Genomic DNA, 20,225 nt, shown 5'->3' with positions numbered 1-20,225 from the left:
GGAATACCTGTATGCACCGGTGCGATGTGTGCACGACGCTCACATCGCACCGGCATCCCTTTCCGAACTCACTGGCTTCCCAGCTACTACGACCGTGTTGATTTCCGAAGCTGTTCCTCTGCGTCCGACGCCTTTCGCCGCTGCCCTTCGTCCCGCCGTGGCGCTCCTCATCACGCTGGCTGCCGCCGGCATTACCGATCGCGCCAGCGCGGCCCCGCCCGCACCCGCAACCGCCGCGCAGAGCGCCCCCGACGCCCGCCGCGCGTGGCAGGTCGCCCCGGGCACGCTCGACGCCGTGCTCAACCGCTTCGCCAACGCCGCAGGCATCGAGCTGGTCATTGACGCGTCGCTCACACAGGGCCGCCAAAGCACCGGGCTCGACGGCGAATACACACTGACGCAAGCACTCTATCAGTTGCTCTCGCCACACCAGTTGCAGGCGATGCGCAGCACTCAGGGCGTCTACACGCTTCGCGCCGCCGCACAGGACACCGGCGCTGCGATGGGCGACGGTGTACTGCTGCCCACGACGCATGTCGTCGCGCAGGCGGTCGGGCTGCCGGAAGCCTACGACGGCGGTCAGGTCGCACGCGGCGGCCATCTCGGTCTGCTCGGCAACAAGGACCTGATGGACGTGCCGTTCAACATCACGTCCTACACCGCCAAGACGATTCAGGACCAGCAGTCGACCACGCTCGCCGACGTGCTGGACAACGATCCCTCGGTGCGTTTCACGACATCGAGCGGCCACATGTACGAGAACTTCAGCGTGCGCGGCTTCCCGCTCACCGCCGATGAAGTCTCGCTCAACGGCATGTTCGGCCTATCGCCGTACGGTCACGTGCCGACCGAGTTCATCGAGCGCGTGGAAGTGCTCAAAGGCCCCAACGCGCTGCTCAACGGGATGTCGCCGTCCGGTGCGGTCGGGGGTGCGATCAACGTGGTCACGAAGAAAGCCGAGAGCACACCGCTCGCGCGTGTAACGGCCGATTACCTTTCCGACTCGCAATTCGGCGTGCAGGCCGATCTCGGACGCCGCTTCGGCGACAACGAGCAGATCGGCATCCGCTTCAACGGCGCACTGCGCGACGGCCGCACCACGCTCGAAGGCCAGAGCAAGCAACGTCAGTTCGGCTCCGTCGCGCTCGACCTGAAGACCGACCGCGTGCGCATCGGACTCGACGCCTATACCGATACGGAGAAGTACACCGGCGGCAGCCCGTGGATGGCGACGTTCGCGACGAAGGTCGTCGCGCCGCCCGCCGCAGGCACCAACGTGCTGCTTGGCGAATACGGCAATCTGGAGAGCACCGGCGTGCAATTGCGCGGCGAGGTCGACGTGACGGACGCCGTCACGGCTTACGCCGGCATCGGTGCGCTGAGCTATCGCTATTCGGGTTTCATCACCGGCACGCGCACCGGCCCGATCAAGGCCGACGGCAGTTATACCGGCGCGACGTATTTCCAGCGCGGCTGGACCGACACCCTCTCGCTCGACGCCGGTGTGCGAACGCGCTTTCGTACCGGTCCGCTGGGGCATGAGCTGACCCTCTCGGCGACGTCGCTCGACACGACCAGCGGCAACGTCTTTACCACGAGCGCGAACTACACGTCGAACATCTACGCACCGGTTAACCCGACGCTCGCGAAAGATCCCGGCGCCGCGCCCAAAACAGCGGATTCGACATTGTCGAGCTTCGCACTGGCCGACACCGTATCGATGTGGCAGGACCGCGTCACGCTGATCGCCGGTCTGCGCAGCCAGCGGGTTCGGGCCGCCGCCTACTCGGCCACCACCGGGGCACGCACCTCGAACTACGACGAGAACGCCATCACGCCGGCGTTCGGGCTGGTGCTCAAGCCGTTCGGCCCGAACGTCTCGCTGTATGGCAACTACATCGAAGGACTCACGCAAGGCGGCATGGTGACCGACGTGAGCGCGGCCAACTACGGACAGGTCTTCGCGCCGTATCGCAGCAAGCAGGCAGAGGTCGGCGTGAAGTGGGACGCCGGCAGCTTCACCAACACGCTCTCGTTCTTCCAGATCACCAAGCCCGGCATGATCAAGGACGTGGCGACCAACACGTACAACCCGGACGGCGAGCAGCGTAATCGCGGCGTCGAGTGGAACGTGTTCGGCGAGTTCACGCCGCGCTGGCGTGTGCTGGGCGGCGTGGCCTACACACGCGGCGAACTGACCAAAACGGCGGGCAACCTCTACAACGGCAACACGCCGTACGGCGTGCCCAAGTGGACGGCGAACCTCGGCACCGAGTGGGATCTGCCGTGGGTGCCGGGCGTCACGCTCACGGGACGCATGATCACCACGAGTTCGCAATACGTGAACTCGGCCAACACGCAGCAGATCGGGGGATGGACGCGGTATGACGTCGGCGCGCGTTATGCCACGCGCATCTACGGCAAGGGCGTGGTGTTTCGTGCTGCCGTGGAAAACGTCACCAATCGCATTGCATGGTCGGGCACGTTCAACGACGGTTACGTGATCCAGAACGCGCCGCGTACGTTCAAGCTCTCCGCCAGCATCGACTTCTGAGGTTCGCCATGACATTTCCCATGACCCGGACGGCGATGGCCGTTGCCGTCACGATCTCTGCCGCGTGGCTCGGCGGTGCGACGAACCTGGCGCATGCCGCGCCCACCACATCCAACGAAGCATCGCCCGCCTGCGCAGGTGACCCGCAAGCGCCGAAGCATCGCCTCGGGCTGGTCAGTCCGCGTCTGCTGGCGCTGAACGCCACGCTTTGTGCCGGCGGCGACACCGCGGCATTCTGGCGCGACGTCGATGTCGCAGGCACGCCGATGATTGAAGCCGTTGCCCAGGACACCGTGACGGGCGACGAGACCGCCTCACTGCTCGCACAACCGCCGGGCAAGGTCTCGCTGATGACCTTCCTCTGGCGCGGACATCCGAAGAACGTGCGCATTCTGGGCGCGCCGTCGGGCGATCACGACGACATGCGTCAGTTGGGGAACAGCGATGTCTGGTACCGCAGCTACGTCGTGCCCGACAGCGCGCGTCTGTCGTATCAGCTCGCGCCGGACGTCCCCGATATCGAAGGCACGGCCATGGAGCGCCGCCGCGCGGTGGTGAAGACCTTGCAGGTCGATCCGCTCAATCGTCACCCGTTCACGGTGGAGGGATTCGACGGCAAACGTAATGTGAAATCGTCGGTGACGTTGCCGGATGCCCCGCCGCAGCCGTGGATCGAACCGCGTGCCGGTATCCCGGCGGGCACCTTGCAAGCCGCCCGCTTCACCAGCAAGGTGCTCGGCAACACGCGCGATGTCTACGTCTACCGCCCTGCAGGGTATCGCGAGAACGATCCGTCGCAGGGATTGCTCGTCGTCTTCGACGCACACGCCTATGTGAACACGGTCCCGACACCGGTGATCCTCGACAACCTGATCGCCGAGGGACGCATTCCGCGAACGGCGGCACTCATCGTCGGTGTGATCGACGGCAGCACGCGCGGCAAGGAGTTGCCGCCGAACCCGGCCTTCGCGCGCTTTCTCGCCGACGAGTTGATGCCGTGGGCAAAAGCACATGGCGTATCGGCTCCCGCCGCGCACACGGTCGTGGCGGGATCGAGCTATGGCGGGCTGGCCTCGGCCTGGGCGGCACATGAAGCGCCGCAATGGTTCGGCAACGTGCTGTCGCAGTCCGGTTCTTACTGGTGGGCGCCGTCGCAGGGCGATGCCGACACGCGCGAATCCGGCTGGCTGATCCGCCAATACGCCGAAGGACCGCGCCTGCCAGTGAAGTTCTATCTGGAATCGGGGATCTTCGAAGACCGTCGCGGGCCGACGGGCATCGGCACCTCGGGACGCCACATGCGCGACGTCCTGCGCGCCCGGGGATATCGCGTGACGTACACCTCGACGGCCACCGGGCACGACTACCTCCAATGGCGCGGGTCGCTTGCCTGCGGCCTGATGGCGCTCATCGGCACGCCCGACACGCAGCGTGCATTGCAGGCGCGTCCGGCCGCCGCAGATAGCCTCGCCGGCGTCTGCTCGATGCCGTCGTTCGGCGCCCCCGCGAAGTAAATCAGCGCGTCTGCCGCCTCGGGCTCGGGGGCTTCGCGACCTTGCCTTGCCCAGGCGGCGTCTTTCGTGCAGACGGCATCACGATGGCGTCGGCGTCTGTCGCACGCCGCGCACGCTTGGTGCTCGTCGCACCCGCGAGCCGCAGCAATCGCTGGAACTGCGGACACGCCAGGTGCTCCGGCGCGGGGCATACGGCGGCGTGACGCAAGCCGTCACGCAACGCGCCGAGCTGGCGGATGGTCCAGTCGATGTCGTCCGCCCTAGCGGTCAGCCTTGCCCGGTCGATGTTCGCCTTGCCTTGCGGCAGCAACATGCCCGCAATGTCTTCCAGCGAGAATCCCGCCGTTCGCCCCAGTGCAATGAGCGACAGCGTCTGCAAGACCGAGTCGTCGTATTGACGGCGCAGCCCCCGCCGTCCCGTCGCGGCAATCAGTCCCTTCTCCTCGTAATACCGCAGCGTGGACGCCGGAACGCCCGCTCGCGCCACCACTTCGCCAATGTCCAGTGCCATGTCGATGCTCCCGCTTGACTTCAAGTCAACTTGAATTCGTATAGTGCCCTAAACGCGGTCGTGACGTCATGTCGCGTCCGCATGGATCACACGCATCGGGAGATGACCATGACAACGCTAGGACTTGCCGCACAAATTCTGACCATCGGTGTCTGTGCCACGGTAGTGACGGACCTTTGGGCCTTATTGCTGCGTCGCGCATTCGGCGTGGCGTCGCTGGATTTTGCGATGATCGGGCGCTGGCTCGGCCATATGCCCTCGGGACGTTTCGCGCACACGGGGATCGCGAAGTCTGCGCCGGTAGTCGGGGAACGAGGGCTGGGATGGGCGGTGCATTACCTCATCGGTGTCGGCTTCGCGGCCTGCCTCGTCGCACTCACCGGCCCGGTCTGGCTGGACTCCCCGACGCTGCTGCCGGCGCTCGCGTTCGGCATCGTCACGGTCGTGTTGCCATTCTTCGTGATGCAACCGGCGTTGGGCGCCGGTTTCGCCGCCGCCAAAACACCCAATCCCCCGCAAGCGCGCCTGCGAAGCCTCATGACCCACGGCGTGTTCGGGCTGGGCCTGTATGCAGGGGCATGGTTCGTTCATGCCGGCGTGGCGTCACTGGGTGGATGAGCTCGCGCCAGTGGGAGCGCCCCCGGATGTCAGGCGGCATGCTTGAGCTGTCACGCACGCCGTACTATAGTGGCCGACGTCATACCCGCACCTGCCGTGCGCTGACGTCCTCACAACATCAAGGATTGCGCCCCCTATGGAAACCACTGTCGTCGAGAGCTGGAAGGATTTCATGGAGCTGTCCTCCCGCTTCGAAGGCTGGGCGTTTCGCGGGCAGCAGGACGCCCGGTGGCATCTGCAAAGCTCGCTCTCGCGCTATCTGCATGCCTATGTGTCCGACAAGGAGCAGTGGCGCAGCCGCGAGGCCCGCGCGATCCGCATCTTCCGGCGAAAGGCGCACAACCACGTGCCGTGGCCCAAGCTGCTGCACGACGACCTGCGCTGCCTCGGGCTGATGCAGCATCATGGCGCCCCCACGCGTCTGCTCGACTTCACGAAATCGCCGTTCGTCGCCGCGTTCTTCGCATTGGAGCGCGCCACCTCTGATTCGGCCATCTTCGCGCTCAATACCCCGGCGCTCTACGACGATCGTGCGCGCCCGCGCCACGCGGAGTGGCTCACACGCGATACGATCGATCCGCGCGTCAAGGGGAATATGGAGAAGTACTTCCTCGGCAACGACAACGAAGTGGTCTGGTTCGGCGAGCCGGAAGAAATGGACGGTCGCCTGATCGCGCAGTCCGGCACGCTCGTCGTGCCCGGCGTGATCGACCGGCCGTTGCACCGCATTCTCGACGGGTACGATAGCGAGGAGCCGTTACTGCGCAAGATCGTGCTGCCGGTCGCATTGCGCGCCGACGCCATGAAGTGGCTCTACCGGATGAACATCACGAACGCCTCGCTGTTCCCCGATCTCGATGGGCTGGCAAGATCGATCGCCGTCGAAATCGAAATGGTCTGGCCGACGCAGACGTTGGGCTGACGAGCCCGGTACGAACCGGGGACCGGGGCGGCCGGCGCCGCCCACACTCGCTGACAGACGACTACACGCCCACACGCGCAGACAAGCACCGATACCGCGTCAGAGCAGTCGTTCCAGAAAGCTCGCACCGCCCGATTTGCGCGCGGCCTTGTTGGCGTACATGCGCTGATCGGCCACGCGGATCAGTTCGCTCATCGACTCGCCGTCGTCCGGGAACACGGCAACGCCTACGCTTACCCGCACTGTCAGACTGGTGTCGTTCACCGCAATGGCCTGCTCGATCTCGGCGCGCAGACGCGTCACCGCAAAGTCGATCCGGTCGACGACTTCCGCATCCTGAACGAGCGCCACGAACTCATCGCCCGAATGGCGGGCCACGAAGCCGCAGTCCGCCACACCAACGCTCATACGCCGTCCGATTTCCTTGAGCATCATGTCGCCGGCCGCGTGACCCATGCTGTCGTTCACATCCTTGAAGCCATCGATGTCCGCAAAGAGCAGCGCCAGCTTGCCATTGGTGCGCTGGGCGCGACGTACCGCCTCGCTCGCGAACTCGCCGAACGTGCGGCGATTCGGAAGCCCAGTCAGTTCGTCGAAGCGCGCGGCGTTGTAGAGATCGTCGATCAGTTGCTTGCGCTCGATGGCCAGCGCCGTCTGATCGCAGACGAACGCGAGCAAGCGCTGCGCAGCCTCGGCCTGCAACGCCCGCACGGGCCCGTAGATCATGAGCGTGCCGACCGCGCGCCGCGCGGTATGCATTGGCAGGACCGCGAGCGCGTGACGGGCCGCCTCGACATCGTCGTCCGGCGACAACGGCTCGGTGCGCACCTGCACAGAGGCCGACGTCACTGCGTTGCCGGGCGGGCTTTCGATCAGACGCCAGAGCGGCTCCTGCGCGTTGGTCGCCAGTACCGAGAGTTGTTCGGCCTGCGCCCAGTCGAGCAACGGGACGTCAGCGCTTTCGCGATACTGATACGCCTTTTCCCAGACGCGTAAATCCGCGTCGCACGTCGTCACGACGATGGCGTCGATGGGGAACAAGGTGCCCAGCGTGTCATGCACGGCCTTGCACAGCGACCGGATGTCGGCGGCGTCGTGTGCTGCCTCTGAGATCGAGTAGGTCGCGCGCTGAAGCGCTTCGGCGCGCTTTCGGGCGGAGACGTCGCGGGCGACGCCGATGCGAAGTCCATGCGCTTCGGACCAGCGCGCGGACCACATGATGTGAACGTAATGGCCGTCTTTGTGGATGTAACGGTTCTCGAAGCCGATCCGGGGGCGGCCCGCCATGACGAGCCGGGACTCCTCGATGGTGCGCTCGCGGTCCTCTTTCGCCACGTAATCGATCATCGAGCGTCCCATCAATTCTTGCGGCGTGTAGCCGAGAATATGCTCACAGGCCGGACTCACGTACACGAGCGTGCCGGTCTGATTGACGAGAAACACTGCGTCCAGCAGCAACTCCATGCAGCTAGCCAGGACGTCTTTTGTTACGAATTCCATTTGTTTCGAACGGCCATGATGCGTCGGGCCAGTATAAGGCAATCTCAACATGTGAATATTTCATCACAGTGACAACGCAAACCTTGCGATTGCCGTCCCGCACCGGCGCGTGCCGCCTAGAAAATAAGCTGTCTGACCCAGCGAGGCGTGACGACATCGGCTGCGCATTGCGCAAGGGCTTCCCGGTGAGCCCCATCGTACTCTTGGCGAAGCAGCTTGATTCGGGCTGCGACGAGGTGACGGAAAGCCAACTCACGTTCGCTAAACCCTACCCGATCCACATAGCGCGTGCCATCCGGCAACGCCCCTCGAATTTCGTAATAAGTCACCCCGTCCTGCAAATACTTCACCACTTTGGCTGCCATCTTGTTCCGATTCTTATTCGTTTTTGCCCGCGCTGTACCCGTTATTTTTGAGTGTCCGGGTTTTGGCGATTGTCACTTGGGAGATTCAAATAAGCAACCGCCAGGACACGCGCGTGGCGGCCGCGCGACGGGAACGAGACAGGCGCGCTCGCACCGGTGTAGTAACCTGAATTACCGCCTTTTTCGGATGGCGGCTCACCAAGGAGACCACCATGACGAAGCTCGTCACCTGCGTTTGGTTCAACGGTCAGGCCCGCGAAGCCGCCGAATTCTATGCAGCGACATTTCCCGACAGTCACGTTCAGGCGCGCCATGTCTCGCCCATTCCGGGTATCGGCGCCGGAAACGAGCTGACGGTCGAGTTCACGGTGCTCGGCCAGCCGTTCGTCGGCCTGAACGGCGGCCCCGAATTTCAGCCGAACGAGGCCGTCAGTTTCATGGTGGTGACGAAGGATCAGGAAGAGACGGACCGCTACTGGGATGCGATTCTCGCCAACGGCGGCAAGGCATCGGCATGCGGCTGGTGCAAGGATCGCTGGGGCTTCTCTTGGCAAATTACGCCGCAGCGGTTGCTCGATCTCATGGCAGACAGCGACGTCGCCCGTGCACGCCGTGCGATGGAAGCCATGATGACCATGCACAAGATCGACATCGCCACGCTGGACCGCGCCGCGGCAGGATGAACGTGCTGCGCTAACGCTCGTTCACGAGGGTCATGGCCCGGTCCGGCTCGCGGATCGATGCGTTGCCGGTCTGCGCCTTGCGATGCGCAGGCACGGTCGTGCGCAACACCGAGACGAGCGGCAGATGATCGGAGGCGCGGCGTGCGAGCGCCGTCGCATGAGCATGCACCGTTCCAAGATGAGCTCTGGGCGATGTCCAGATCCGGTCGAGTGCCAGCAATGGCCAGCGCGACGGGAACGTCGCCACGTGCGGTGCACGTTCGAAGAATCGGTGCAGCCAACGTAACGGACGCCCCCACAGAAACCACTCGTTCACGTCGCCCATCAGCACGGTCGGCGCACCCGGCTGATTCGCCAGACACGCCAGCAGACGCTGCACCTGCTCGCGCCGTTCGCCGGGACGAAGCCCCAGGTGAGTCGCAATCACGCGCAGTTGCATCTCGCGGCCGTGGGTGTCCTGCCAGGCGAGCGTCGCGTCGATGGCACCACGTGGCTCGCGTCCCGCCACACTCAGGTCGATGTGCCGCACGGCCACGGGCGCGAAGCGCGTCATGATGGCATTGCCGTAATCCCGTTCACCGCGTCTGAGTGTCGGCCCAGGGATGAAATGCATATCTCGCGCGCTGGCCAGTTTGGCCAAGGTGCCGACATCCGTCGCGCTCGCCTCGATCTCCTGCAACGCGACGATGTCGGCATCGATTTCGTCGAGCACGCGGGCGATGCGATCCGGCGAATGCTGTCCGTCCGTACCGACACAGCCATGCACGTTGTAGCTGGCCACACTGAGTTCGCGGCTCAGCACGCGCCCACGCTGCACCGACGTATCTCCCTGATCAGGCGAGGCGATCGGTCCGGTCTCGTTCGATGCGTCCGGCGCGTCACGCTCTCCGTCTTTGCCGTTCATCCCCGAAATGCGACGCCGTAACGCCACCACGCCCATGCCCGGCAACACGAGCACGGCTGCGAGCAACGCTGCCGTCCATCCGCTGGGACGCTGTGCCAGCGCCGCCACGCGATCCACCAACGCGGCCGCGATGACGATGCCCGGCAGCATGCCGATCAACGTGCCCAACAGACAGTCGCGCAACCGGATCCGCGATGCGCCCACAACGAGATTCACAAGGGTGAACGGTGCAATCGGCATGAGGCGCAGCACGACCATCGCCAACAAACCATGATTGCCGATTTGCCGGCTCAGCGCATTGAGCCGCTGCCCGCCGAAACGCTGCACGGCGTCGCGGCCCAGCATGCGACCTACGCCGTAGCCCGCTGCCGCCCCGAGCGACGTTCCGGCGAGCGCGTAGGCCGCGCCGGCAAAGGGACCGAAAACGACGACCGTCACGACAATGAGGACCGTTACGGGCACCATGACCAGCGTGCCGACGAGGTACACCGCCATGATTGCCATCGGGGCCAGCGGCACCAGTCGAATACGCTCGACGAGACGAAGCACGCGCGGCAGATCGGCCCATTCTCGCAACGGCGTGTAACGCCAGGCCAGCGCGATGCCCGCGAGCGCCAGCAGCAGGAGCACGAGTGCGACGATGCGCCCGGCAAGCAAGGGCCGCGCTTCCGTTTCGATAAACGTCCCCATCACATTCTCGAAATCGATGGGCTCCATTGGGTCGAGCACAACCGCGCCAGGCGACGCCGCATCGTCCGCGTCCCGTAGCTCGGGGACAAAGGCGCTCAACGTTCTTTCGCCGTCTCGATGCAGGGCATCGATGGCCCCATGCAATCCCGCGTCTCGCGACAGCGCCGACGCCATCGCAGCGTCGGTGACGTCGAGATGTTCGGCAAGCAAACGATTGCGCGCGCGGGCGATACCGGCGGCGATGCGGGCATCCCCGTTGGCGGCAACGGCAAGATTGCATTCGGTGTCGAGCGCCATCGAGCGGTTATTGAGGTTGGCCGAGCCGATCACGAGCAATTCATCGTCGACGACCATGACTTTGCTGTGGACGTTGACACAGGCAGGCGCGATGCCAGGCACTTCCGGGCAATACAGGCGAAACCGTGCGCGAGGGTCTGCCGCCCGCAGCCGTCGGTACAGCCGCGCGCGTAACACGCCCATGCTCTGTTCCTGTAACCAGCCGCTTTCGGCCCGGCGCGACACCACCGCAATGTCCGGACAGTCAGGGGCGGCAAGACGATCGATCAGCGCATCGCCGATTACATTGGCGGTGAAATACTGATTCTCGAGATAGAGGCGTCGGCGGGCGCTCGCAATCGCATCGCGGTACAGCGCCTCGATCTCCTGCACGGCGGGCCGCCCTTCGAATGCCGGCGCCGTGCGCGAAATCGCGATGTCGACGTCTGTCAGGTCGGGGGCGACCGAAACCGGCCATGGGTCGAGCGGCGCGTACGGTGCGTCACGCGCGCTGCGCGGCGTGAGATCGACGTGCATCCCCGTTGCACGATGCCAGCGGTCTTCGGCCAGTTCGGCCAACGCATGCGCTGCCGGGCCGTCGACGAGCGCCTGCACGTCGTGAAACGGTGGATAGGCGTGTCCGGCCGGATCGCGTCGCGCAGGCGCATCCGGTGCATGGGCCGACGTGTCCCAGCGATTGCGCGTGAGATCGAGCCCCCCGACGAAGGCCACGCGCTGGTCGATGACGACCACTTTCTGATGGTGTGACGCGCCCGTCGGGTGACGCCCGTCGAGCCGGAAACTCAGACGTCGGTGCGTTTTCCAGTCGAGCTTCACCGATGGCAGCCACTCGCGCTCGAGCGCGTAGAGCATCGCGAAGTCCCAACTGAGGCAGTAGATGCGCAGAGACTTGCGACGCCTGACCAGCGCGTCGAGGAAGTCGCGCAGTCCCGGCGGGAAGCCGTCATCGGGACCGTTGGGCGTGAGCTGCATCCGACTGTCGATGTCCCAGCCGAGGATGAATACCGTGTGACGCGCCGCAAGCAACGCCTCACGCAGCGCGCTGAAATACGCGTCGCCGTCTACCAGCATGCGCATGCGTGCCGCAGGCGCGATGCGCCAGCAATTGCGCCCCGCCTGCAACAATCCGTGCGGCGACCCGGTGGCCTCGCCCGCCGGGCTGCCGGACATCGGCTCCGGTCGTAGGTCAGGCACTTACTTCCCCATTTCGACCTTGGCGGACACTTCCCGCGCCTCGCTCAGATGGTGACGAAGCGTCGGCAACGTTTTCTGTGCAAAGGCCCGCAGATGCGGATCCTGTCCTTTTTCGGCCTCGGTCTGGAACAACGTGACGGCCTTCTCATGCGCGTCGGGGCCGGCAAGCGCCAGATAGGCGACATCGAACTCGCGTCCCTTCTTGCCCTTCAGCGCTTCGATATCCGGATCGACAGCCGCGTCGTTCGGCACGCTCACGCCCTTCTTCGCCGCTAGTTGACGAAGCGCTTCGTTCGCCTTGCTGTGATCGTTCACCATCTGCTGCGCGAAGCGTTTGATAGACGGGTGAAGCGAACGCTGAACCGCTAACTGGCTAGCCTGCACCTCCGTCTTGCCAGCCTTCTGAGCCTTGTCGACGAACTCGACGTCCAGGCCTGCCGTCGGTTGCGCGGCACGCACGGCTTTCGACGCCGCGTGTGTGACCTCCTCACCCGCGCCGATGGCAGCCTGATCCGTGCCGCCGCCCTGTCCGGGCTCGCCCCTTGGGAGTTCCTGCCCGATCGCCGATGGCACGTACGGCCCCGCCATCAATGCGGCCAGCGCCGCGCCCAACAGACAGGTGCCGCGCAACGTGAGATTGGATGAATGCATATTGCCCTCCCGGAATGTGCATTTCGTTGGATGGATGTCTAGCCCGACGTTTCCGACATTCGTGCGAGCTGCGCGTACAGCGTCTTCAGGCTGATGCCGAGCTTTTCTGCCGCGCGCGCCTTCACACCCCCGCTCTGTGCAAGTGCGCCGAGAATGACCTGACGGTCGAGATCGGCAAGGGACGCGTCAAGCGCGATAGACGTGCGATCGTCGCGTACCGGAAATTGCGCAAGCGTCTCGGAAATCGGGGGCGGCAGCGAATCAATGGTGACCGTCCGGCTCAGTATGCGAACACGCTGCACGAAATTGCGTAACTCCCTCACGTTGCCCGGCCAGTCGTGACGGCGCAGCGAGGTCAATACATGAGGCGCGAAACGCATCGCGCGACCATCAAGCGCATTGGCAGCGTCGAGCATGGCTTGTGCGAGCAACGTCACGTCGTCTCCACGTTCGCGCAGCGGCGGCAGCGTGACGGGGAAGACATTGAGACGATGGAACAGATCGGAGCGAAGCTTTCCGGCGCGCATGGCCACACCGGGAGAAACGTTCGTCGCGGCGACGATGCGCACATCGACGGCAATCTCCTGCGTGCCGCCCAAACGCGTCAGCTTGCCCGTCTCGAGCACGCGCAACAGATTGACCTGCGATTGCAGCGGCATTTCCGCAATCTCGTCGAGAAAGAGCGTGCCGCCGTGCGCCCGCTCGAAGAATCCGTGATGACGTCGCTCGGCCCCTGTGAAGCTGCCGCGCTCGTGACCGAACACTTCGCTCTCCACGAGATTCGGGGCGATAGCGCCACAGTTAACGGCGAGGAATGGCGCATCCCGACGCTCGCTGAGATCGTGCACCGCGCGCGCCGCCAGTTCCTTGCCGGTACCCGATTCGCCAGTGAGCAATACCGCAGCGTGCGTCGGTGCGACGCGCGAGAGCGATTCGAATACCCGCTGCATGGCGTCGGACTGGCCCAGCATTCGGGAGAACGCGTGCGCGGCCTCGCCGGCACGAGCGATGTCGCGCGCAGAGGCTCCCTCACTCCCCACCGCATGCTTTGTCGCGCGGGCAATCCATTGGCCCGCACGCTCACGGTCGCCCGGCAGCACAAGATAGTCGCGGGCACCACGACGCAGCGCCTGCACGGCGCTCTCCCAGCCGGGCCGTGCCGTACACATCACGACGTCGAAATCGCGCCGGCCGGCCCATCCCTCCAGCACGTCGAAACCACCACTGCCGTCCGGCATATCGACATCGGTCATGACGAGTGACGGCGGCGCAAGCGATAGATGCGAAAGGTGCGAGAGATGCGCATCGGCCTCCGCCAACGTGCCGGCCCAGGAGGGAGGGAGAAGCGTCGGTGGACACAGACTGAGACACAGGTCAGACAACGCGTCGCGCGTCACCTTATCGATACCGACCAGCAGAATGGGCGACCGGTTGGCAACGGCGCGTGCCCCGGATTTGACGAACGGGGCGGATGATTCGCATGACATGAACCCTCCGGACATCGGTGATTGCCTGTTCGACTACGTTTTTTGCGATGCCGTTCGGCATGACGTCATCGAAACTTCCTATGCATTGCCGTGACGGGTTACAGAATTTCAATGTCGAATTTGCGAATCTTCGGGATATTCGCGGTGCACTTCACGTCACAACGGCATGACACCTCGCCCCGAGTCCGCATCCCTGTCAGGCCGATCACCCGCCATTCGTGCGCTGCGTGCGCAAATCGAATGTGTCGCCCCGACAGCGTTGAGTGTTCTGATCCTCGGTGAGAGTGGAAGCGGCAAAGAACTTGCCGCGCGGGCGCTGCATGCCGCCAGCCCGCGGTGCGACGGCCCATTCGTCGCCGTGCCATGCGGCGCCATGCCTGAAGATCTGGCGGAATCGCAATGGTTCGGTCACGAGCGCGGCAGCTTCACGGGCGCGGTCGACCGGCGTCGCGGCTATTTCGAGTCGGCACACGGCGGCACCTTGTTTCTCGACGAGATCGGCGACATGACGCCGTCGATGCAAGTCAAGTTATTACGTGCGCTGGAGTCGGGCACGATATGCCGCGTCGGCGGCACTCAGTCCGTTGCGGTCGATGTGCGCGTGATTGCCGCGACACGTCACGACGTCTCGCAGGCGCTGCGAAGCGGCACACTCAGAAACGATCTGATTTACCGGCTCGCCGCTTTCACCCTTCACGTGCCGGCGCTGCGTCATCGAGCGGGCGACATTGCCGCGCTTGCGAACGCACATCTCGATGTGCTCAATGCCCGCACGCGGCGGCTGACGAAACCCAAACGATTGTCGGCAGCGTCCCTGCGCCAGTTGAACAGCCATCTGTGGCCCGGCAATGTTCGCGAACTGCATCATGTCATCGAGCGCGCGTTCATCCTCGCAGACAGCGTGCTGCATATCGTCATCGATACCGCCCCACCGTCCGATCCGGAGATACACGATGGCGCATTGGCATTGCCTCGCGGCATCACGCTGGCAGACGCGCGACATCGCTTCATCGCCGCGTCACTGGCGCATCACGAAAACGACAAACCCCGTACGGCGCGCGCGCTTGGCGTGAGTCTCAAGACGCTCTATAACCGTCTCTCGTCTTCGGCGCAGCGCTGACTCGACGCTTCCCTCTCGTGTCCCTCCCGCAACACTATGCGCGACTACCACGCGCCTCAGCGACGTCGCCGACAGGCACGACATCGCCAACGCGCCTGACGCGGTCGCCGCCCTCTGTGCGTCTTGCTTAGCGACCGCGACAGCCGGTCACGCTCAGTGATGCTTGCCTGATTCGTTAGACGTGCCGGAAGTCCCCGACGACGATCCCGTGGAACCTGCCGCGCTGGAAGCCGTGCTTGAGCCCGCCGTGCCCACGGTGCCGGACTGCCCCGGCGAGCGGTGCGACGCCGACGTGCCCGAGCCCGTGCCCCCGTGCGGGTGATCCCCCTGACTACCGGACGATTGCGTGCGAATCCGGTTCTCCACGTCCTGCACGCCGAAGCATTGCTCTGCGACGTCTTCGATGACGTGCTTCATCCAGCGCTGCGGCACATGACCTTGCAGTTCGACGTGACCGTCCTTGACCTGCACGCTGACCTCCTGCACTTCCAGCTGATGGGCCATGCACAGGCGCTCGCAGACATCTTCGCGAATGCGTTCGTCGGTACGGCTATAGCCCTTCGGCCCCTGCCGGTGGCGCATATCCATCGAAGGGCCGCCCGAGTTGCCGCCGTAAGGCCCATAACCGCCATAGTCGCCATAGCCGCGCTGTCCCGCGTCCTGACGCCCCTGCCACCGCCCCTGCCCCGGCTCGCCCGTCCCGTAGCGTTGCTGCTGTGCCCCGCCCTGCGACACCCCGCTACCGTAGTCGCGGTCGTAATCACGGCCGTAGTCCCGGCCGTAAGCGTCGCGCGAATAGCCTTGTCCTTCGCTCTGACGCCCGACGCCATAGCGTGAGTCGCCCGAATCACGCGTGTCACGTCCGCTGCCGTAGCGCTCGTCACGGAACTCATCACCGCGCGAACGGCCCGATTCGCTCCAGTCGGCCCGCCATTCGCCGCGCCCGCGCGACGGTTGCATGCCGTAGTCGTCCTCCTGATCGTAGGCGGAGAAGTCGCGCTGCATCGCCTCGTCGTCGTAGTCGCGACGGTATTGGCCACGCTGTCCGCCGCCTTGCAGTTGCCGCTCGTTATCGCGGGTGGCGGACATGGGATTTCGTCGTTGCATGATGATCTCCTGTTCAACGGCGCCGCCGGCCCGGAAGCAATGGCCTCCGTTCAGCCTGCATCGACGCCAGACAACTGCGTGCAAGTCGTATGCCACCCTCCAGCGCCAGCAGCGCCGCGCACGTACTCAGGTCGTACGGACGGCCAACGAGGATTTTTTTCCATTTCTGGCAAGTTCGCCCTGACGATGGGACCCGCACGATGCTGTCGACTTTCCGTCAACTCGCTTGACGTAACCCGCGCATCGCGTATAGAGTCACCGCATGACGAATTTCAGCCACCTCCGCTCGCAAGCTTTGCGTGCTGTCCTCACCGGACAGGCGGGTGCGTTCGTCAAAAGCAAAAAACAGTCGCTCAACTGACCGGAGCGTGCTGTTCCGTCAGTTGAGCGACGGAATAGCCACGTGGACCCGGCAGTCCCGCCCCGCGCCTCGCGCCGCTGCAACACCCGGCCAGCCTGCCCCGAAGTCTCCCACGCGTGTCCATCTCTGCGTCGCCCTGCTGAACGGTTTCCGTACAGGTCACCACTCGTTCATCGCATTCGTATCGTCCAGGGAGACACCATGCAAGACGCGCAACCGCAGACAACACCGGCCACCGTTACCGCTACCCGCTTTCGCGGCATCTGGCTGCCGCTGATCACCCCGTTTACCCGTGAAGGCGCGAATACGCCCGTCGACCATGCCGCGCTGCGGCGCCTCGTCACGCATTACCGCCACTCGGGAATTGCGGGCTTCGTGATCTGCGGTACGACGGGCGAAGCCGCGGCACTGGACGACGCCGAACAACTTGCAGTGCTCGAGACCGTACTCGCGCACGCCGATGGTCTGCCAGTGATCGCCGGGCTGGCGGGCAACCACCTCGGGCACACGCTGACCCGGCTGGACGCCTTCAATGCGCTCCCGCTGGCCGGGGTGCTAGTCCCGGCCCCGTACTACATCCGCCCGTCGCAAGCGGGTCTCATCGACTGGTTCAGCACGCTGGCCGATCGTTCGAACGCGCCCCTCGTGCTGTACGACATCCCCTACCGCACAGGCACGACGTTGACCCTCGACACGCTGCTGACGCTCGCGGGTCACGACAACATCCGGGGTATCAAGGACTGTGGCGGCAACGCGCACACAACACAGGCGCTGATCGCCGACGGCCGCCTGTCGGTGCTGGCGGGCGAGGACCATCAGTTGCTGTCGACGCTGACGATGGGCGGACATGGGGCGATCATTGCGTCGTCGCACTGCCGTCCCGCGCATTACGCGGCGCTGTATCGCGCCGTTCAGTCGCAGCAACTCGATGTGGCTCGCGTGCTTTTCCACGCGCTCATGCCCGTGGTGAAGCTGCTGTTCTCGGAAGCGAATCCCGGCCCGGTGAAGGCATGGCTCGCGCGTGAGGACTTGCTGGAAGACGTGCTGCGCGCGCCGATGACGAGCGCGTCGCCGGCGCTGGCGCAGCAGTTGGTGGACGCGGTCGCCGCCATCGACGCCGCGTTTGGCGCGAAGGCGGCCAACGCCGCCTGATCGGGCTAGTGTGCGTCTGACGTCAGGCGACGGCGCGCAAGCGAACTTCGCCTGACATTGCAGGCATAGACGAAGTGGAGACGACACTGCCATACGCCGCGCCTTCGCGATTGACCCGGAACTTCGACGCTTCGGTCACCAGTTCACCCGCTTGCTGGCGCATGTGTTCAGCCGCCGCTGCCGCCTCCTCCACGAGCGCGGCGTTCTGCTGCGTGACCTGATCCATCTGCGCGACGGCCTGATTGACCTGCTCGATGCCGCGCGCCTGTTCGTCGCTCGCGGCGGCAATTTCCGTGATGAGTTCGCTCACACGGCGCACCGACACGACGATCTGGTCCATCGTGCGACCGGCAACTTCCACGCGCGACGAGCCGTCCTGCACTTGCTGGACGGACGCCGCGATCAGTTCCCGAATGTCCTTGGCCGTGCCTGCCGAGCGTTGTGCCAGCGTACGCACTTCACCCGCGACGACCGCGAAGCCACGCCCCTGCTCGCCCGCGCGCGCCGCCTCCACGGCCGCATTGAGCGCCAGAATGTTGGTCTGGAACGCAATGCCCTCGATGGCCGAGATCATCTCGCTCATGCGTGCCGAGGCGCTGGCCATCGCCTGCATCGTCTCGACCACGGCGCGAACGCTTTGCGCACCGGCATCGGCCACGCCCGACGCTTCCTGCGACAGACGCTTCGCTTCCAGCGCATGCTCGACGTTCTGGCGCACCGTTGACGTCAGCTCTTCCATGGACGCTGCCGTTTCTTCGAGCGACGCCGCCTGCTCTTCCGTGCGTTGCGAGAGGTCCGTGTTGCCTTGGGCGATTTCGCGTGCGGCGGTATCGATCGCGCCGGACGCGCCCTGAATGTTGCGCACGAGATGGCCGAGCTGTGCGATTGCGGTATCGAGCGCGTTCGCCATCTGACCGATTTCATCGGTCGAATCCACCTGCACCCGGTGCGTCAGATCCCCGCTTGCCAGGGCGCTGGCGCCATCGACCGCCGCCTGCACCGGACGCGTTACCGAGCGCGCAATCGCGATGCCGCTCGCAACCGATGCCGCCACGGATGCCAGCAGTGTCACCAGCAACCACAACCGTGCGGACAGGTAGGCGTCGTTCGCATCAGCCGCTTCCTTCGCACTCACGGCCTTGCCTACGTCCATCAGGTCATCCAGTGGCGAGAAAAATGCCAATTGCGCCTTTTGAATCGGCCCCATCAGTTCGCTCTTTGCGGCGGCGAAATCGCCGTTGTGCACCAACGTTCTGAACCGGTCGATCTGCTTGCCGTACTCGGCACCGGCGGTCGTCAACGTCGCGTAGAGCGCTTTGCCCTTCTCGGTGTAGAACATCGTCGCCATGGCGTCGAGGCTCTTGAGGTTCGCGCGATGCAGTTCGTCGATCTTGCCCAGACGGGCATCGAGCTGCGAGGCGTCTTCCGACATGGCGATGTCGCGCATGAGCACCGCCACGTGTGCCGCCCGGTCCTTGAGGTGGTGGAATTCGAGAATCTTGTTGTTCAGATCGGAGACGATGAGTTGCGTGTTCTTGTCCATCGTCGCCATTTTCGTCACGGCGACGACCGCCACGACCAACAGCATCACGACGTTGAGGGTGAAGGCGGCGGCGAGCCGTTTGCTGATACTCAGGTTCTTGAACATTGCCTTGCGCGCTTTGGTCGATGTGTCGATGTTGGCGATTCGTCTTGCGTCGTCTCGCGGTCGTATTCACGATCTGCCGCCGGTCGGCACGGCAGTCGCTGTCTCTCTCAGTCCCGTCTCTCAGGTCCTTCTCTCTGGACCTCTGACGAGACTTAACGAATGCTTTTGACGAAACTTGAGCTTCCTCTCGACAAATTCCTCCGACGGCCCGCAAACGCCCGTCACACAAGGCTTTCCACCGGTGGTCACATGCACCGAAAACGTGCTGGAACCGTTTGAATCACATATATCAGGGATCCGATTACATCGACGTTGAGCGCAATGCCGACCGCATGACGCCGATGACCAGCCGGCATGTCGTCGGCGTCACGACATTCACGAGCCGATGGCGCTCGCCGCCGAGGCCCTCACCGGTGCGGCGCGAGTGCCCCATTGCACGACGATCATGCCCGCGACGATCAGCACGACCCCGGCAATCCGCACGAGGTTGACGGGCTTGGTCGGCAGTCCCATCAGGCCGAAATGGTCGATGAGCAGCGATGCGACGACCTGCCCCGCCACCACGCAAACGATAAAGTTGGCGGCGCCCAGACGCGGCGTCAGCACCAGCGCGGCCGTGATGTAGGCCACGCCCGCGAGGCCGCCGATCCACAGCCACCAGGGACCGCGCGCGGCGGCGGCGAGATTCGGCAACCCGGCGCGCATGCCGATCAGCACGGGCAGCACGACAATGAGACTGACCAGCAGCGACGCGACCGTTGCCCACAGTGGATGCCCGAGCGTGCGTCCGAGCGCGGCATTGCTGCCTGCCTGGAACGGCACGACCGCGCCGGCGAGCATGGCGACCACCAACGGCAACAGCACGGATACCGGCATTTGGGGCGTGAAGGATGCATTCATGAGGTGACCTCTCTATTCGTAAATAAGGCTTGCCTTCAGCATGAATC

At 64.7% G+C, this 20,225-nt stretch carries 16 protein-coding genes; 7 read left to right on the top strand and 9 right to left on the bottom strand.

All coding sequences use genetic code 11. The features are described from left to right. The first annotated feature begins 28 nt into the window (after positions 1–28). Both C5N93_RS23180 and C5N93_RS23175 read left to right on the top strand, forming a co-directional pair. Positions 29–2,554 carry a TonB-dependent receptor gene (locus C5N93_RS23180; RefSeq protein WP_242561081.1) on the top strand — a complete coding sequence of 842 codons (2,526 nt, stop codon included), beginning with the start codon at positions 29–31 and terminating at the stop codon, positions 2,552–2,554. Positions 2,555–2,562: 8 nt separating this feature from the next. Continuing rightward, positions 2,563–4,068 carry an alpha/beta hydrolase-fold protein gene (locus tag C5N93_RS23175; RefSeq protein WP_242561080.1) on the top strand — a complete coding sequence of 502 codons (1,506 nt, stop codon included), beginning with the start codon at positions 2,563–2,565 and terminating at the stop codon, positions 4,066–4,068. Position 4,069: 1 nt separating this feature from the next. On the opposite strand, the gene C5N93_RS23170 is transcribed toward C5N93_RS23175, so the two are convergent. Then, entirely contained in the window at positions 4,070–4,579 is a 510-nt protein-coding gene (locus tag C5N93_RS23170) for a helix-turn-helix domain-containing protein (RefSeq protein WP_242561079.1), read from the bottom strand. Between the two features lie 108 nt (positions 4,580–4,687). Here C5N93_RS23170 and C5N93_RS23165 point away from each other — a divergent pair, with 108 nt between their 5' ends. Both C5N93_RS23165 and C5N93_RS23160 read left to right on the top strand, forming a co-directional pair. Continuing rightward, entirely contained in the window at positions 4,688–5,197 is a 510-nt protein-coding gene (locus C5N93_RS23165; protein WP_242561078.1) for a DUF2938 domain-containing protein, read from the top strand. Positions 5,198–5,333: 136 nt separating this feature from the next. Continuing rightward, positions 5,334–6,119 (top strand): FRG domain-containing protein, encoded by a 786-nt coding sequence (locus tag C5N93_RS23160; RefSeq protein ID WP_150720314.1) that lies wholly within the window; start codon positions 5,334–5,336, stop codon positions 6,117–6,119. Positions 6,120–6,218: 99 nt separating this feature from the next. On the opposite strand, the gene C5N93_RS23155 is transcribed toward C5N93_RS23160, so the two are convergent. Together C5N93_RS23155 and C5N93_RS23150 are read right to left on the bottom strand one after the other, a co-directional pair. Then, positions 6,219–7,583, bottom strand: coding sequence for a GGDEF domain-containing protein (locus tag C5N93_RS23155; protein WP_242561077.1), 1,365 nt, complete (start codon positions 7,581–7,583; stop codon positions 6,219–6,221). A 152-nt stretch (positions 7,584–7,735) separates the two neighbouring features. Then, positions 7,736–7,984, bottom strand: coding sequence for a hypothetical protein (locus C5N93_RS23150; protein WP_069342404.1), 249 nt, complete (start codon positions 7,982–7,984; stop codon positions 7,736–7,738). A 212-nt stretch (positions 7,985–8,196) separates the two neighbouring features. Between C5N93_RS23150 and C5N93_RS23145 the strand changes: the two genes are divergently transcribed. Next, on the top strand, positions 8,197–8,667 hold the full coding sequence (locus C5N93_RS23145) for a VOC family protein (RefSeq protein ID WP_242561076.1): 471 nt from the start codon (positions 8,197–8,199) through the stop codon (positions 8,665–8,667). Between the two features lie 10 nt (positions 8,668–8,677). Here the strand turns inward: C5N93_RS23145 and C5N93_RS28495 are convergent, their stop codons facing one another. From C5N93_RS28495 to C5N93_RS23125, 3 genes are read right to left on the bottom strand one after another with little or no spacing between them, the layout of a single operon-like run. After that, positions 8,678–11,752: a VTT domain-containing protein gene (locus C5N93_RS28495; RefSeq protein WP_347403324.1), complete on the bottom strand. Its 3,075-nt coding sequence runs from the start codon at positions 11,750–11,752 to the stop codon at positions 8,678–8,680. Next, positions 11,753–12,403: a DUF4142 domain-containing protein gene (locus tag C5N93_RS23130; protein WP_242561075.1), complete on the bottom strand. Its 651-nt coding sequence runs from the start codon at positions 12,401–12,403 to the stop codon at positions 11,753–11,755. 38 nt (positions 12,404–12,441) lie between these two features. Then, on the bottom strand, positions 12,442–13,890 hold the full coding sequence (locus tag C5N93_RS23125; protein WP_242561074.1) for a sigma-54 dependent transcriptional regulator: 1,449 nt from the start codon (positions 13,888–13,890) through the stop codon (positions 12,442–12,444). Between the two features lie 166 nt (positions 13,891–14,056). Between C5N93_RS23125 and C5N93_RS23120 the strand changes: the two genes are divergently transcribed. After that, the gene (locus C5N93_RS23120; protein WP_242561073.1) at positions 14,057–15,010 is read left to right on the top strand and encodes a sigma-54 dependent transcriptional regulator; all 954 of its coding nucleotides are present in this window, start codon (positions 14,057–14,059) and stop codon (positions 15,008–15,010) included. A gap of 153 nt (positions 15,011–15,163) precedes the next feature. Here the strand turns inward: C5N93_RS23120 and C5N93_RS23115 are convergent, their stop codons facing one another. Further along, complete coding sequence (locus tag C5N93_RS23115) at positions 15,164–16,117, bottom strand: BON domain-containing protein (protein WP_242561072.1); 954 nt, start codon at positions 16,115–16,117, stop codon at positions 15,164–15,166. A 562-nt stretch (positions 16,118–16,679) separates the two neighbouring features. Between C5N93_RS23115 and dapA the strand changes: the two genes are divergently transcribed. Next, positions 16,680–17,630, top strand: coding sequence for a 4-hydroxy-tetrahydrodipicolinate synthase (gene dapA / locus C5N93_RS23110; RefSeq protein ID WP_242561071.1), 951 nt, complete (start codon positions 16,680–16,682; stop codon positions 17,628–17,630). Positions 17,631–17,652: 22 nt separating this feature from the next. Here the strand turns inward: dapA and C5N93_RS28380 are convergent, their stop codons facing one another. Both C5N93_RS28380 and C5N93_RS23095 read right to left on the bottom strand, forming a co-directional pair. Further along, positions 17,653–19,278 (bottom strand): methyl-accepting chemotaxis protein, encoded by a 1,626-nt coding sequence (locus tag C5N93_RS28380; protein WP_277990420.1) that lies wholly within the window; start codon positions 19,276–19,278, stop codon positions 17,653–17,655. A 375-nt stretch (positions 19,279–19,653) separates the two neighbouring features. Next, positions 19,654–20,178, bottom strand: coding sequence for a DMT family transporter (locus tag C5N93_RS23095; RefSeq protein ID WP_242561070.1), 525 nt, complete (start codon positions 20,176–20,178; stop codon positions 19,654–19,656). Positions 20,179–20,225: the final 47 nt, after the last annotated feature.

This window comes from Pandoraea sp. LA3, assembly GCF_022696215.1.
Lineage (GTDB): Bacteria > Pseudomonadota > Gammaproteobacteria > Burkholderiales > Burkholderiaceae > Pandoraea > Pandoraea capi.
The sequence above is the reverse complement of the archived record's forward strand: the minus strand, read 5'-3'. Positions and strand labels throughout refer to the sequence as shown.

Excerpts from the sequence above, each read along its gene's own strand:
- C5N93_RS23115 (WP_242561072.1), bottom strand. The coding sequence starts at position 16,117 with ATGCAACGACGAAATCCCATGTCCGCCACCCGCGATAACGAGCGGCAA.
- C5N93_RS23155 (WP_242561077.1), bottom strand. The coding sequence starts at position 7,583 with ATGGAGTTGCTGCTGGACGCAGTGTTTCTCGTCAATCAGACCGGCACG.
- C5N93_RS23145 (WP_242561076.1), top strand. The coding sequence starts at position 8,197 with ATGACGAAGCTCGTCACCTGCGTTTGGTTCAACGGTCAGGCCCGCGAA.
- C5N93_RS23120 (WP_242561073.1), top strand. The coding sequence starts at position 14,057 with ATGACACCTCGCCCCGAGTCCGCATCCCTGTCAGGCCGATCACCCGCC.
- C5N93_RS23150 (WP_069342404.1), bottom strand. The coding sequence starts at position 7,984 with ATGGCAGCCAAAGTGGTGAAGTATTTGCAGGACGGGGTGACTTATTAC.
- C5N93_RS23160 (WP_150720314.1), top strand. The coding sequence starts at position 5,334 with ATGGAAACCACTGTCGTCGAGAGCTGGAAGGATTTCATGGAGCTGTCC.
- dapA (WP_242561071.1), top strand. The coding sequence starts at position 16,680 with ATGCAAGACGCGCAACCGCAGACAACACCGGCCACCGTTACCGCTACC.
- C5N93_RS23165 (WP_242561078.1), top strand. The coding sequence starts at position 4,688 with ATGACAACGCTAGGACTTGCCGCACAAATTCTGACCATCGGTGTCTGT.
- C5N93_RS23130 (WP_242561075.1), bottom strand. The coding sequence starts at position 12,403 with ATGCATTCATCCAATCTCACGTTGCGCGGCACCTGTCTGTTGGGCGCG.
- C5N93_RS28380 (WP_277990420.1), bottom strand. The coding sequence starts at position 19,278 with ATGTTCAAGAACCTGAGTATCAGCAAACGGCTCGCCGCCGCCTTCACC.
- C5N93_RS23125 (WP_242561074.1), bottom strand. The coding sequence starts at position 13,890 with ATGTCATGCGAATCATCCGCCCCGTTCGTCAAATCCGGGGCACGCGCC.
- C5N93_RS23095 (WP_242561070.1), bottom strand. The coding sequence starts at position 20,178 with ATGAATGCATCCTTCACGCCCCAAATGCCGGTATCCGTGCTGTTGCCG.
- C5N93_RS23175 (WP_242561080.1), top strand. The coding sequence starts at position 2,563 with ATGACATTTCCCATGACCCGGACGGCGATGGCCGTTGCCGTCACGATC.
- C5N93_RS23170 (WP_242561079.1), bottom strand. The coding sequence starts at position 4,579 with ATGGCACTGGACATTGGCGAAGTGGTGGCGCGAGCGGGCGTTCCGGCG.